This window comes from Peribacillus sp. NPDC096540 (genome assembly GCF_050278525.1).
In the GTDB taxonomy this organism is placed as follows: Bacteria; Bacillota; Bacilli; order Bacillales; family DSM-1321; genus Peribacillus.
This window is the reverse complement of record NZ_JBNNTG010000014.1, coordinates 56,714-70,552: the sequence shown is the minus strand read 5'-3', so window position 1 is coordinate 70,552 and position 13,839 is coordinate 56,714. Positions and strand designations below refer to the sequence as shown.

Sequence of the window (13,839 nt, the reverse complement as noted above, 5' to 3'; positions counted from 1 at the left end):
TAGGCTAAAAAGGGTTTGTCCATACAAATTCATTATAACAGAAAATTCAGATACTATACCAACGAATTCTTCTACTTATCGTTCAAAGTTAACGATTTTGATCCATATTGGAACATATAATTGTTCCAATATGGACCAAAAACTATTTTCCCCCAAAAAAATTCAACCAACTTTTAAGGTTTTCACAGGGTTTCTGCTATTGGCATAAGTCTTGCATAATAACAAGCAGAGTTCCTTATTCCAATTTTTTTAAAAAGGAGGTTAAAAGAAACTGACAATATGTATATAAAGATTAAATGGCAGAACACTCCTGTTAAACACCGTATTTCATCAGAAAATTAGAAAAAAACAGTCGTCACAAAGCATTGACACCAACTAAACATCAACAGCCCTAAGAGGTCTTAAAAATGTCCAATTAGCACTAACTACAGATGATTTGTCGTAGTGATTGCATGCAAGGATAAATATTTTGTTGATCCGGTCTATGTATACCCTTTTATATGACACAAATTTCGTTCTGTACTTGAGGAAGTTGGTACGTGTTTAGAACGAAACTCTTAATCTTGCAAAAGAATTAGGTGCTGCCGTTTCAATAAATGGTAAGGGATGCTGAATAAAGGATTGTTGAATTGACAAAAGGTCGCGCACATATATCGATTGATCATCTAGGTATAACATCTTTATGCCAAAATGATAATAGAAAACCGAAGTTTGATAGGGTTTCATGGAAAGACTTTCATTTATCTGAGCGAATTCTCAAGAATAAACATTTAATTATACCAAATGAAAAGGGGTTTTATAAATGGAACAAACAATTCGACTTAATCCACGTGTACAAGAATTCTTAAAGGGTACTAAAAAGCTTTTGATTAATGGGGAATTGGTAGAAGCTACTTCTGGTCAAACTTTTGAGACTCTTGATCCATCCAACGGGAAAGTTTTAGCAATTGTGAGCGAAGCCGGACCAGAAGATGTTGATAAAGCAGTCAAAGCAGCCCGCCAAGCATTTGACAATGGTCCTTGGAAAAAAATGAGTGCTTCTGAACGCAGTCGCCTCATTTATAAATTAGCTGATTTAATGGAAGCCCATAAAGAAGAGTTAGCACAATTGGATACACTAGATAACGGGAAGCCTATTGGTGAAACAACTAATGCGGACGTCCCTCTTGCCATTGATCACTTCCGTTATTATGCTGGGTGGACTACTAAGATTGTCGGTCAAACGATTCCTGTTGCAGGGAATTACTTTAACTATACTCGCCATGAAGCGGTAGGTGTAGTTGGACAAATTATCCCTTGGAATTTCCCTCTTCTTATGGCAGCGTGGAAATTAGGAGCAGCCCTTGCAACCGGATGTACAATCGTGTTAAAACCAGCTGAGCAAACACCACTTTCAGCATTATATTTAGGACAACTAGCACTTGAAGCCGGGTTTCCTCCTGGTGTTCTAAATGTTATTCCAGGATTTGGGGAAACAGCAGGTTCACCACTTGTAGACCATCCGGATGTGGATAAAATTGCTTTTACAGGTTCTACCTCAGTAGGTAAAATGATTATGCGCCAAGCTTCAGGTACAGTGAAAAAGATCTCACTAGAACTGGGTGGGAAATCACCAAATATCATTTTACCAGATGCTGATATGTCTAAAGCGATTCCAGGTGCTTTATCAGGTATTATGTTTAATCAGGGACAAGTTTGTTGTGCTGGCTCCCGCCTTTATATCCAGAAGAAGTCCTATGATAATGTGGTAGCTGATTTAGTTTCTCACGCAAAAAACATAAAACAAGGAGCTGGCCTTGATCCATCTACCCAGATAGGGCCATTGGTATCTAATGAGCAATTAGAACGTGTTGGAAGTTATATTGAACAAGGAAAATCAGAAGGTGCAGAAGTCGTTACAGGAGGTAGTTATGGAAAAGGAGATGGTTATTTTGTAGCACCTACAATATTTGCAGGTGTGAATGATGAAATGACTATTGCTAAAGAAGAAATCTTCGGACCTGTTGTAGCTGCCATGCCGTTTGACGATTTAGACGATGTGATCCGCCGTGCAAATAACTCCGAATATGGATTAGCAGCAGGTTTATGGACACAAGATGTGAAAAAAGCCCATTATGTGGCCAATGAATTAAAAGCAGGTACAGTTTGGGTAAACTGCTATAACGCTTTTGATGCAGCTTCTCCTTTTGGAGGATACAAACAAAGTGGAATTGGTCGAGAAATGGGAAGCTATGCTTTAGATAACTATACTGAAGTTAAAAGTGTATGGATTAACTTAAACTAATAAAACTTTATAAACCACTTAAAACAGGGGCATCTTTGTCCCTGTTTGCTTATATATTTAATATATGTTTCGTACAAATAAACTTAATTTATAATTTCTAAATTAAGATATGCAGAATTTGCAAAATCCCTAAAACCAACATTTAAAACTAAAAGAATTTTAAAATAGAACAATAAGGAGAGAGATTAAATGGAAATGGAAAAGACCGCTTTAATTCTTGTTGACGTTCAGAATGATTATTTTCCAAATGGTCGGATGGAACTATTTGAACCTAATAGAGCAGCAAATAACGCCCGTAAGTTGCTAATTTTTTTCCGCAGCCAAAACATACCAATATTTCACATTCAGCATATATTCAATGATCCCACCGCTCCATTTTTTGCTCCAGGAACAGATGGTATCACGATTAACGAGGCTGTTGCACCTCATGAAGGAGAAACTATCATTCAGAAGAACTATCCGAATAGCTTCCGAGAGACTCCTCTCCTTAATCAACTTCGTCAAGCTGGCACCGATCATGTTATCATATGTGGCATGATGAGCCATATGTGTATTGACGCAACAGCCCGTGCCGCCGTAGATTATGGGTTCAAGTGCACCGTCATAGAAGATGCCTGTACATCTCCTGAACTATCTTTTCGCGGACGCAATATACAAGCCACCGACGTCCACGACGTATTTATGGCAGCTCTTGGAAGCCTCTACGCTACAATCGAAACAGCAAATTCTTTTTTAGAAAAAGCAAAAGTAAAGTAAAAATAACAGTGATCTAGAATTAATTTTAGTTTTGGCTTTCATAGTTAAAAGTTTGTATATTTTCTGGCATTTTTCCAAATCAACAATTTTCCATTTCTCTCTGACATATTCCTTTTGTAACAACCCGATAAAAGGCGATGGATCAGAATTCATCTTTCTATTTTTAGAAAATTTTCACTCCTTCTTCATTTCAAATTGTCATCCCTTTTTTGGTATGATCATTCATCGGAAACAAAAGCCGTTTTCTAAGACTAAATAAGGGAGTATCGTTGCATCATTTCGTTATCTCCCTTTTACTAACTGGGGATATTCTTCATTCTTGGGTGGTACTTGCCCTCATTCGCTTGTCTAATTCTTCAAGCACAATCGGCCAAGCCTGTTCGTGCTGATTTCTCGACTCCTCATCTGAAAAGCCTGCATGAGTAAGACGCAAAAGCGTACCGTTTGTGTTAGATTCTAGTTCAATCGTAACAATCGTTTCAGCCCCTTTTGTTCCCTCAGCCCCGGTAACCCACGATAATTCGATGAGTCTATTGGGTTCAAGTCTAAGAAATCGGCCGTAATGGGGATGACGAGGTGCCTTTCTTTCCGTCTTGAATTCGTAGATTGTCTCAAAGAAGAAAACTGAGTTGACTTCTCCATTCATTAACACAGATCCTGGAGATGCAAACCAGAGGTCAAACTGTTTAGTCCAGAGCATCGGGCAATGAATCAATTAAACGTTCCACCGTTATAGAAAAAGGTCTAGATGAAATGTCTGGTATCGAAATAGGCAACTCTTCACCAACATCGTCCCATATCCAAGTAATTGTTTTATTGCTTTCAATGCGACTAGTCCCCCTAGATATAAAGTATTGAGACATTATTTCAGGATCAACAATTGCTTCAAAAACCTCCTTAAGTTACTTAGAGATTTTTCTTTCAACTTCCACTTTTAGTTTCATTTACTAATTCTCCTGTTATGAAAATGCATTTGTGTCCCATTGTTAAATTTACCTTAACGCAGTTTTTTTCTTCTTTAAGAATATTTCTGTTTTTCTTATGATATCCCTTTACTTTATTTCTTGTTTAGTTGCGATGTAATCACTACAGAATGACCCCCGATTTGTTATTACATAATGGGTTTTTCCTCTCCTTTCATTATTAAAAGAGGGCCAATTATTTTCCAACTAAGGACACTTATCTGTTAACACAAAAAAGTATACTAGTATAGTAAATCATTTGACACAATACTCCATAAAGGTTTCAAATTAAAACTTCGAAAAAATCTTCTAACAAAAAAAGAGACCCTTCTTTTACGAAAAGTCTCTTTGGATTATACGTTTAACCATTCTGTTCGATTTGCATTTTATTTCTGATAGCTTTTTCTTTTTCTACTTTTTGTTGTCTAAGGTTACCCGCCACTAAAATACCAATCACGACTATTGCTTCAAATCCATATTTCACGAAGGGATTAGCAAAGTAGTTGTGTAAGAAAGGTTCGGCTACGATCATCTTAGCAGCTGTCCAGCCTAGTATCCCGGCTCCAATTACTATGATGAATGGGTAGCGTTCAATTAGTTTCAGAATCAAAGTGCTTCCATACATCACTACTGGAATCGACACAAGCAAACCAATTACTACTAATGTGAAATTTCCATGTGACGCGCCAGCAACAGCTAGAACATTATCCAATCCCATCAAAGCATCTGCAATTATAATAGTTTTAATGGCAGCCCACATAGAGTCAGCTGCTTTAACATCATGTTCTTCTTCATCAATAAGAAGCTTATAAGCAATCCATACCAGAAGTAATCCTCCAATTAAATGCAGGCCAGGTACCTCTAAGATTACAACAACCAACAGCGTTGCAATAATCCTGATCACAATCGCCCCGACTGCTCCCCAAATGATCACCTTTTTTTGCTGATCTTTTGGAAGCTTTCTGGCAGCCAATCCAATAAGGATTGCATTATCACCAGCAAGAACCAAATCTATCATAATGATTGCTAAAAGTCCTGAAATAAATTCACCTGTTAAAAAATCCAACACTTCTTCCTCCTTTTAAACAAAAATAAAGAGACCATTGCCATAAATGGCAAAGGTCTCGCTAAGCACTAATTGATTAGGCCAATAAAGCCGGTGGAGAAATTCCACGTAATGACGACTTTATTTCAGGTAACACCTGACGCTACTCCCCTTCACGGGATAAGTATTATGAAATTTTTTTCTGAAATCTAAGTATCTTGGAAGATAAAAAAGTAATTTTAGAAAACTAAAATAAATCATATTGCAACTCTATTATACCAAATATATCAATAAAATAAAGTAAAAAATAAATAATAATTTTCTGGTCTTTCCTAGGAAATAATTGGTTTATCAGCTTGTAGATGGAACATAATCTCTTGGTCTAACTTATGGTATCGTAAATTCATCATATTTCCGCTAGTTTAATTTAGTTGAAACTTTTCATAAGCTTGTGCTCCGGTATAACCACCGTTTTTTTTTGGAATTGTTAGGGTACCATTAACTTATTTCATATTTCATTCGTGTATTTTATTCATCGTCTAAACAGAATAATGTCAAAATAATAATCTGTAAATTAAGGGTTATTTATAAAGAGTTATATAAAATTCTACATCACACTAATAAGATATGGAATCTATTAAAGTAAACTTTGAATATCTGATATATTAGATAATAAAGAACATGGCAATTGAGCATCGGCTTCCTCAACCTCATTGCTTTCTAAGCATTATTTCTAAGTGGTAGCATAATTCGGCAACAAGTGCAGAGAACTTGTTCAAATCCTTACCCCATAAATGTTGATTACTTAGAAAGGTCTTAACCAATTGTGTAAGTGAAATTTCTTCTAGCTCATAACGAAGCCATTGTTCTCTAAAAAATTCAATTGTTTCTATATCATCTTTTACGACATACTCTTTACCACCAAAGCTTTCCCCTATATAAGTCCCTTTCACTTTCTGTACCTTACTTTCGCTCCTTGTTCTTTAGCAAATGCCATAACTCCTAAGCCTATTGGACCTGCACCAATAACGAGTGCAATCTCCCCCTCTTTATTCGCAGCACGTCTAACTGCGTGAGCCCCTATACTTAAAGGCTCTATCATTGCTGATTGATCAAGGGTAAGCCCTTCAGTTTTCACTAAATGATCATAAGGAACTGTTATCCATTCACTCAATCCCCCTTCTATATGTACGCCCAACACTTTCATATTCGTCAGCAGTTCGTTTTTCTACTTTTACAAGCAATACATTTTCCACATTCCATATATGGAATGATCGAGACTTGATCGCCAACCTTAAGACCCGATGCGTTCTCCGGGATGGCTTCATTATGCCCAGATAGTTCATGACCAAGTATCCGTGGATAGCTAAAAAATGGTTGATTACCTCCGTAGGCATGAATGTCCGTTCCACATATTCCAACGCGCCGCACACGAATTAAAGCTTCTCCTGAATTTGGAACAGGTTGTTCAGACTCTATCATTTTAAATTGAAAAGGTTGCTCACAGACTATACTTTTCACAGAATAACACTCCTTTTTTTTGTTTTAAATCTACTTAAAAGAAGAGAAAATTCCTATTTTAAAGAATGACTCCCTCTTTAAAAATGCATATCTCTCTATAGCCGAGTTGTTCATTATTGGTTTTCTTTGGTAATCTACGACATGAAGGTTTAGTTACTCATACATTTTCCCTTGATGATGTCCAAGAGACATTTAAGTTTGATAATTTGTAATTTTATTTTTATTCATCCTATTTCCACTGGATTTTTCACGAAATCTATGTGAAAATATCCAATTTACGGAGAAATGGATGTATTTACTCCCTTCCCCTGTTTTACATTGATTAGCAGTTTCGGATTTTCATCGAAGGTCTTTTATTTTTTTACTCTTTGCTATTAATTTGGAGAAAGTTGTATAATATATCAATTGTTAAATAAGTTTGAAAGGTTGTTTTTTATGAGTTATGTGAAAATTTATATCTTACTTACCGGAATTATGATCACATGGGGATTGAACGTTTCAGTTATTAAAATTTTAGTTGCGGATACACAGCCCGTTACAATAACTTCTTTGAGAATCTTTACAGCTTCACTTATGGTCATTCTTATCCTTTTCTTTCTTGGTCTAATACGTCTACCTAAAAAAAGTGAACTTTTTTACGTTTTTGGAGGAGCACTTTTGAGTGTCGTTTTTCACCATTATTTTTTAGCTGAGGGGTTAACGAAGACTTCCGCCTCGAATGCAGGCCTGATTCTGGGCATGGGGCCAATATTGACTGTCATTTTGACAATGATATTCTTTCGTAAAAAGCCCACTTTACTCCGTCTTCTCGGCTTTATATGTGGTGCTCTGGGAGTGAGTTTTACCGTTATGGCAGGAAGTGGAGGAGTTCATTCTATTAATCTGGGAGATGTGGATATATTGCTATCCATTCTTTCACAGGCGTTAAGTTTCATTCTTATTAATCAAGCCTCAAAAACAATGGATCCGAGATTATTAACCGGCTACATGATGCTAATTGGATCTTTCATTCTTTTTGCCATCAGTTTATGGAAGGAACCAGATGGCTTATCGTCACTGGCATCAGCACCCCCTTCAATTTGGGGAGCTTTCTTATTCTCGGCAATTTTTGCCACTGCCCTTGGGCATATGAGCTATAATTATGCAATTGGTCAGGTGGGGGCTGCCGAATCATCCATATTTCTTAACCTAAATACCTTATTCTCCCTGATAGGGGCTGCCATTTTTCTAAATGAAGCCATTGTGCCTGCACATTTCATTGGTCTGATTTTCATTGTTACAGGAGTATTGCTTGGCTCTGGGGCAATGGAAATTTGGATTCTACAGAGGAAAAATAAAGGTATATCTGCCTAGTTGCAAGTGCATTACCTTGATTTTATGTCTTTCTTCAATAATACAGAAGAGAGTCCTTCGTACAATAAAATAAAATTAAGAGACCCTATGAAACTACAACTCCTTTTTATTAATGGAATTGTAGTTTCATAGGGTCTTAAATATTGGTGTTATCCATAATTTTTGTATAGGAACTCTAGGGCATTTACTGAATATAACTTACAGCATCATTAATTAGTGCTTCTTTTCTATCAGTTGCAATATATCCCAGAACAGTTGCATTGACTTGTGCATTGAAATGTGTCCATTTGCCAAAGCTTTTGTTAGCTTCGTCACCCTCCCTTGGCTGTAACTACCATACACTACAACTCATAACTCGCTTGAGTGAAGAGCATTGAGGGCATATTAAATGATTTCCCCTTTTTCCTGGGACCATATAGCAGCCTGCCAGTTGATACTAGCCAAATGGTCTATATACATAGAGGCCACATCATCCCAATCAGATTAGATCAGATGTACTGAAAAAATCGAAGTTGAATTCCAGCATTGTTAAATAAAATATCAATTTTACAAAAGTAAGCTCGAAACTTTTACGCTTTTATAAATGTATTATAAGCTCCCTGAACCATTCTTTATTACCTTTACAATAACGAATTTAATAACAGAACTTTATTATCATTAATTAAATTTTTTCATTTAAATAATAAAAACTACATATCCTCCATGAAAGGACATGTAGCTTTAGATCACTATTATTTTTGAAATTGTAATTTATGCAGATTAGCAAAAATACCATCTTGCTTAAGTAAGTCCTCATGGCGGCCATCTTCAGCAATTCCTTCTTCCGTAACAACAATTTTGTCGGCGTTCCGAATCGTTGCTAATTGGTGTGCGATAATGAGCAATGGTGGGGGTATATCAACACAAGCTACTTTATCGGCATGATTGTTAGTGGATTACTTGTCATCCGTTTTGCAAAGTTACTAGAAAGATATATCTGCTTTTTCATTGTTTTCGGACTATTTCTCAGTGCCCTACTGACTATGCTATTCGCAGCGTACACTAATCCAGCAATTGCTTTGCTGCTAGTATGTCTGTACGGCCTCCCAGAACAAATTCGGGATGTAATTTACACCAAGCTTATCCAAGATCATGCATCGGAAAAAACAAAAGCGAAAATAATATATGCGGTTTGGGGGGCTGTTATCAATCTTACGTTTGCTAGTTCCGTTCTGCTTTTAGCCTATATAACGGAAAAATACGGTGTCAAAACAACTTTCCAATTCTCTTCAATAGTAATATTTATTGCCTTTCTTTATGCGATTTGAAAAAGGAAGGACATTCGGGGGAAAGAAATATAAAATCATCACTGAAAGCCTTCTTGTCTGTGTAATGGTACCTTCATTTGTTTTGATTTACAATATATGAAAGGAGCTTTCATTTCGTAGCTCCTTTCCCTTTTTAGTGACAACCAACCCTGTGTTGATCACGAATTACTAACCTCATATTTTTCCTTGGTAGGATCTTTGCTTGGAATCCTTAAAAGTTTCTACAGCAAACCAACAATACGATCCAAAATGGCACGGTTGATCGATATTCTCTTTTTACTGCTCATAACTTACATCAAAACATTCTATTTTACAATTAATATATTCTGTTCCATAAACGCCCAATTCTGTGGAAATTCCAAACCAATCTGCCAATAGGTGGCACCTATCAGTTCATAGGCATCAATTAATTTATATTTTGCGCTTAACGAACGAATATCTTCAAACCAAACGACATGATCCAAGTTTTCTCTTCTATAAGAATAGGTAGGTGATGCCGCTGACGTGTCGAAAGAGATTTCGGAGCCAGTCGCAATAGCAAGATTTTGTGCATTTTGCGCTGATAATGCCTTCGTCTCATTGCTCGGTACAATCCAATCGTATCCATACATAGGAAATGCTGACTGCAATTTATTAGCAGGGATATTCGTTAAAGCGTAACGAAGAACTTCGACCATCCACCAAAGTGGGGAAATTGGTTCGGGTGGGCCCGTTGGATATCCAAAATCAATTGTCATCACGGCAACAAGGTCGGCTACCGCTCCAATTCCCCGATAATCATGGCCACCTACAATTCGATTGTCAGGATTATCTGCTGTTTTTGCATGTACGTTAACATGAAGAATTAGTTCGTTCAACTCCTCTTTTAATTCTTTTAAAAAAAGCACATAATCAGACCGTCTTGCAGGCGGGATGAATTCGATGTCCATACTCACCCCCCCATAGCCTTTCTCCCTGACGAAATTCAGCATACTTTTAATTAAATTCCCTCTGTAAATCGAACTAGTAAGAACTTCACCCGCCAAGTCAGCATCAAAATCACCATCTTTAAAATTCCGGATCATCAAAAGTGGCGTCACCCCGGTCTGTTCGCATTTCGCGATAAGGGGGAGATCATCACCATCACCGAATGCATAGCCTTCCTTAGTAAAGGAATAAGCTACAATTGCTAAATAGGATAACTTATCACCATTCTCCTCAAGCGTTTTAAACACTACTCCACCTGAAGTAGGGAAAGCAAACCCCAGCGTGATTAATTGATTTTTGTAAGGCGAGGGAATCAAAATTTCAGTGCCGACCTTAAGCGAGTTTACAACAAGCCCTGGATTGGTTTTCCTTATAGCCGCTATAGTTGTTCCAAAACGTCGGGCAATTTCAGAGAGCGTATCACCAATTTTTATAAGATACGTTCGATTCACCACTTTTTCATCAGGGATATACAACGCCAGACCAGGAACCAATGCTGTTGATTCCAATCCGTTAACTTCGACTAACCTCGATGGGTCAACCTTATTCATTTTAGCGATTTCCCATAGGCTATCACCTTTTTTCACAATAACGATCGTCATTCAAAACCCTCCCACTCCCTCGAAAAAGTGTATGTTATTCGGGTATTTATATAGAACGAATTATCACATTTTCATCGGGTTGCATATTCTGAATATATTGACCCGCAGTGCCTGCCATGTTATAAATCTGTACTGATTGCTCTGTAAATAAAACTTACAATATTCCAGTCTCCCCGCACTTTTATACATGACGCAAAAAAACGTCATAGGCGGCTAATTTAAAGGAATTATCAAATTGTCAAAATAAAACCATTTTGGTCTGGCTGCAAACTACATACACTCTTTATGAAATTACTTCGAAAAGCTTATGAATCAAAGAAAATTGGTTTACATGGATAGAACCTTGTCAAAATGGTGAGAAGTGTACAAAGAGAAAAATATATTATCATTACTGCTTTAAAAGAGGCTGTCCAAAAGGACAACCTGCACATAACCCTGTCAAATAGACAATTAAAAAAGTGTATTTCAAGCTGCGGCCTTTTCTCGTTATTCAATCGGGGAAAGACCGTTAAATTTTTCTTTGAAGCAATCCGTATTGTAGAAGTCTATATACTCCTTAATAACTACATAAGCTTGCTCTGCTGTTTTTGGGCGTACCAAATATAACTTCTCTGTTTTTAAATGCGAGAAGAAACTTTCTAACATGCGTTATCATGACAATTGCCACGACGGGAGTGGCCTCCTTGAAGACCGAGTTCTTTTACCTGCTTTTCGTATGATTTCTTCGTATATTGGAATCCTTGATCAGAGTGGAGAAGGGCACCCTTTTCAAAGTACTTGTCCCTTAACTGAGTCAAGGTATTTTGAACCAATTCAAGATCGTTTCTTGTAGAAACTTCCCATGCCACAATTTCATTATTATACAAATCTAAAACGGCAGATAGGTAGGCAAACGTGTCTCCAATCCGCACATAGGTTATATCTGTTACTAACTTTTGTAACATTGATTTTGCATAGAACTCACGGTTTAAAACATTCTTAAAGACAACGGATCCTCTTCGGCCATAGAAAGGGCGTTTCTTTCGAATGATAGATGTAACCTCCATTTCTCTCATCAATCGTCGAACACGCTTATGATTGACAACGATTCCCTCTCTGAATAAAGCTCGAGTCATCCGTTTATATCCATAGTATGGATACATCTTATGGATGGCTAATATATGTTCTTTTATCCATAGATTTTTCTCAAACCTCAGAGACTGTCTAGACTGAGTCTTCCGCCATTTGTAGAAACCAGTTCTTGAAACTTCACCGATTTTTAATAGCTACGCAAGTGGGTATACTTTCCTTAATCCATCGATTATTTGAAACCTTTCGGCTTTCAGGACCAGCCTTCCTCCAACTCCAACTGAACGACTTCCCGCTTTAATTCTTCTGTATAGGTTTGAAAGGTTTGTCCCTTTTTTGCCATAGAAAAATCCCCTCCCAGATAGACTGTTAAGAACATTTAATCATGCTCTCTTTTTTCTTTGTCTACCTGTAGGGGATAATACCATTGCTAATTAAACAGCTCTTCTTTTTTTGGTATCAGATTCAATAATTAAGCTTTTTTGGGTGATTGCGATGCACAGGCACCGAAACAAAACTGGAATTTTTGATTATAGTCAATAAATCAAGAACTTGTCTTGAATGATTATATTAAGTTTTCCTACCATGATTCCTAACAATAAATTGTTTAAGCTTGCTTTCTCAATCAAACTCAGAACCCACTTACACCATGAAATTTCTGCTTCATCTAACATACTCCTTCTATTAAAAAGAATATAACCACCAAAATGTTTAGACTTCATTTCTAACCCATTCTTCCCATGTGTTTGTTTAATTCTGGCTATATTTTCATCTCGCAAGGCTACGGTTTGTTCTAATTTAGAAATTCGGTCCTGAATTAATTTTTTCGCATTTTCTTCATTCGATAACCAAATCGAATACATCTTTATAAGAAATTCATCTCGAATGATGGGATCAGAAGGCGATTCAGTGACCCATTTTTCCAGAGTTTCTTTTCCCTTTTCTGTGATTGAATATATTTTCTTATCAGGTTTACCCGTTTGTTCAATATGCTCAAATTCCAAAAGCCCATTCTTCTCCATTTTAGTTAACAGAGGATATATTTGACTATGCTTCGCAGGCCATAATACCTCTAAATATCTAACTAATTCATAGCCAGAACATGGATTTCTACCAAGCGAACTAAGTATCGCATATCCAAGAGTATTCATCTAATCCCCCTTCATCCATATATAGCGTTCAATAATAGTGTGTATGTTAGCACGCTTCGATCCAACATTCCTTACTGACTTAAAACCAGAGGTTAAATAATCCTTCATTAACCCCTAAATTATACATATAATATATTCCAAAAACCATACTAATTGTGCCCATTGTGAATACAAGTGTTCTACTAATTTTAACACGTTTCATACTTAACACAAAAGGGATACCAATAATCGTAGTGAAAAAAAGCATACCAATGACCGTTCCTACTCCAAATAAAAGAATATAAATAGCCGCTTCCCAAACACTCTTTACTGTACTCATCGTCAATATAACCATAGTGCCACTTCCTGCAAGACCATGGACTAGACCAATAGACATCGATTTCAAATATGAAACATGTTTATGTTTGTGTTTATGCTCATGTTTACCACCATGTTCATGGGTATGGACATGTTTATGTTCATCTCCATCATGTGCATGCGTATGAACATGGATACTTTTGAAAGAAAGGATCGTTGTAACACCAAGATAAACAAGCATGATTCCTACTAAAAATTCTAAGGACATAGACCATTTCCCTGGTATTTCACCCTTCATAAGAATAAGAATAATACCAACTATAAATAATGTTATCGTATGACCTATCCCCCAAAATACTCCTGCTAGAGAAGCGTGCCATAACTTTTTGCTTTGACTTGCAATTGTTGATACTGCAATAACATGATCAGGCTCAATTGCATGCCTGATTCCCAAAACAAAACCTATCGTTAAAACTGAAAACAATGTAACATCCATAAATATTTCTCCTTCAAACTTTTTGTCCCGT

10 protein-coding genes and 2 pseudogenes are annotated in these 13,839 nt (G+C 36.8%); 4 read left to right on the top strand and 8 right to left on the bottom strand.

All coding sequences use genetic code 11. The annotated features are described in order from the left end of the window. The first annotated feature begins 802 nt into the window (after positions 1 to 802). Positions 803 to 2,284, top strand: a complete 1,482-nt coding sequence (locus tag ACQKMR_RS13990; RefSeq protein WP_427697835.1) for an aldehyde dehydrogenase family protein — start codon at positions 803 to 805, stop codon at positions 2,282 to 2,284. 189 nt (positions 2,285 to 2,473) lie between these two features. Beyond that, complete coding sequence (locus ACQKMR_RS13985) at positions 2,474 to 3,040, top strand: cysteine hydrolase family protein (protein ID WP_427697834.1); 567 nt, start codon at positions 2,474 to 2,476, stop codon at positions 3,038 to 3,040. A 313-nt stretch (positions 3,041 to 3,353) separates the two neighbouring features. On the opposite strand, the gene ACQKMR_RS13980 is transcribed toward ACQKMR_RS13985, so the two are convergent. The 4 genes and pseudogenes from ACQKMR_RS13980 to ACQKMR_RS13965 all read right to left on the bottom strand — a co-directional run. After that, positions 3,354 to 3,755 (bottom strand): SRPBCC family protein, encoded by a 402-nt coding sequence (locus ACQKMR_RS13980; RefSeq protein ID WP_427697833.1) that lies wholly within the window; start codon positions 3,753 to 3,755, stop codon positions 3,354 to 3,356. A 608-nt stretch (positions 3,756 to 4,363) separates the two neighbouring features. Further along, a complete protein-coding gene (locus ACQKMR_RS13975) occupies positions 4,364 to 5,068 on the bottom strand; it encodes a TerC family protein (protein WP_427697832.1) in 705 nt (234 codons plus the stop codon). Between the two features lie 689 nt (positions 5,069 to 5,757). Continuing rightward, on the bottom strand, positions 5,758 to 6,000 hold the full coding sequence (locus ACQKMR_RS13970) for a hypothetical protein (RefSeq protein ID WP_427697831.1): 243 nt from the start codon (positions 5,998 to 6,000) through the stop codon (positions 5,758 to 5,760). 11 nt (positions 6,001 to 6,011) lie between these two features. Continuing rightward, a pseudogene (locus ACQKMR_RS13965) lies at positions 6,012 to 6,568 on the bottom strand (alcohol dehydrogenase catalytic domain-containing protein); the annotation flags it as partial. 435 nt (positions 6,569 to 7,003) lie between these two features. Between ACQKMR_RS13965 and ACQKMR_RS13960 the strand changes: the two are divergent. Beyond that, the gene (locus tag ACQKMR_RS13960) at positions 7,004 to 7,921 is read left to right on the top strand and encodes a DMT family transporter (RefSeq protein ID WP_427697830.1); all 918 of its coding nucleotides are present in this window, start codon (positions 7,004 to 7,006) and stop codon (positions 7,919 to 7,921) included. 866 nt (positions 7,922 to 8,787) lie between these two features. Next, complete coding sequence (locus ACQKMR_RS13955) at positions 8,788 to 9,228, top strand: MFS transporter (protein WP_427697829.1); 441 nt, start codon at positions 8,788 to 8,790, stop codon at positions 9,226 to 9,228. 305 nt (positions 9,229 to 9,533) lie between these two features. Here the strand turns inward: ACQKMR_RS13955 and ACQKMR_RS13950 are convergent, their stop codons facing one another. The 4 genes and pseudogenes from ACQKMR_RS13950 to ACQKMR_RS13935 all read right to left on the bottom strand — a co-directional run bounded on the left by ACQKMR_RS13950 (position 9,534) and on the right by ACQKMR_RS13935 (position 13,808). Next, positions 9,534 to 10,796, bottom strand: coding sequence for a LysM peptidoglycan-binding domain-containing protein (locus ACQKMR_RS13950; RefSeq protein WP_427697828.1), 1,263 nt, complete (start codon positions 10,794 to 10,796; stop codon positions 9,534 to 9,536). A 486-nt stretch (positions 10,797 to 11,282) separates the two neighbouring features. Continuing rightward, positions 11,283 to 12,163: pseudogene (locus ACQKMR_RS13945) on the bottom strand (IS3 family transposase); the annotation flags it as partial. 237 nt (positions 12,164 to 12,400) lie between these two features. Next, on the bottom strand, positions 12,401 to 13,015 hold the full coding sequence (locus ACQKMR_RS13940) for a PadR family transcriptional regulator (protein WP_427697827.1): 615 nt from the start codon (positions 13,013 to 13,015) through the stop codon (positions 12,401 to 12,403). Between the two features lie 79 nt (positions 13,016 to 13,094). Continuing rightward, on the bottom strand, positions 13,095 to 13,808 hold the full coding sequence (locus ACQKMR_RS13935) for a sulfite exporter TauE/SafE family protein (RefSeq protein WP_427697826.1): 714 nt from the start codon (positions 13,806 to 13,808) through the stop codon (positions 13,095 to 13,097). Between the last annotated feature and the right edge of the window lie 31 nt (positions 13,809 to 13,839).

Coding starts and splice junctions, on each gene's coding strand:
- ACQKMR_RS13990 (WP_427697835.1), top strand. CDS start 803: ATGGAACAAACAATTCGACTTAATCCACGTGTACAAGAATTCTTAAAG.
- ACQKMR_RS13985 (WP_427697834.1), top strand. CDS start 2,474: ATGGAAATGGAAAAGACCGCTTTAATTCTTGTTGACGTTCAGAATGAT.
- ACQKMR_RS13960 (WP_427697830.1), top strand. CDS start 7,004: ATGAGTTATGTGAAAATTTATATCTTACTTACCGGAATTATGATCACA.
- ACQKMR_RS13950 (WP_427697828.1), bottom strand. CDS start 10,796: ATGACGATCGTTATTGTGAAAAAAGGTGATAGCCTATGGGAAATCGCT.
- ACQKMR_RS13940 (WP_427697827.1), bottom strand. CDS start 13,015: ATGAATACTCTTGGATATGCGATACTTAGTTCGCTTGGTAGAAATCCA.
- ACQKMR_RS13935 (WP_427697826.1), bottom strand. CDS start 13,808: ATGGATGTTACATTGTTTTCAGTTTTAACGATAGGTTTTGTTTTGGGA.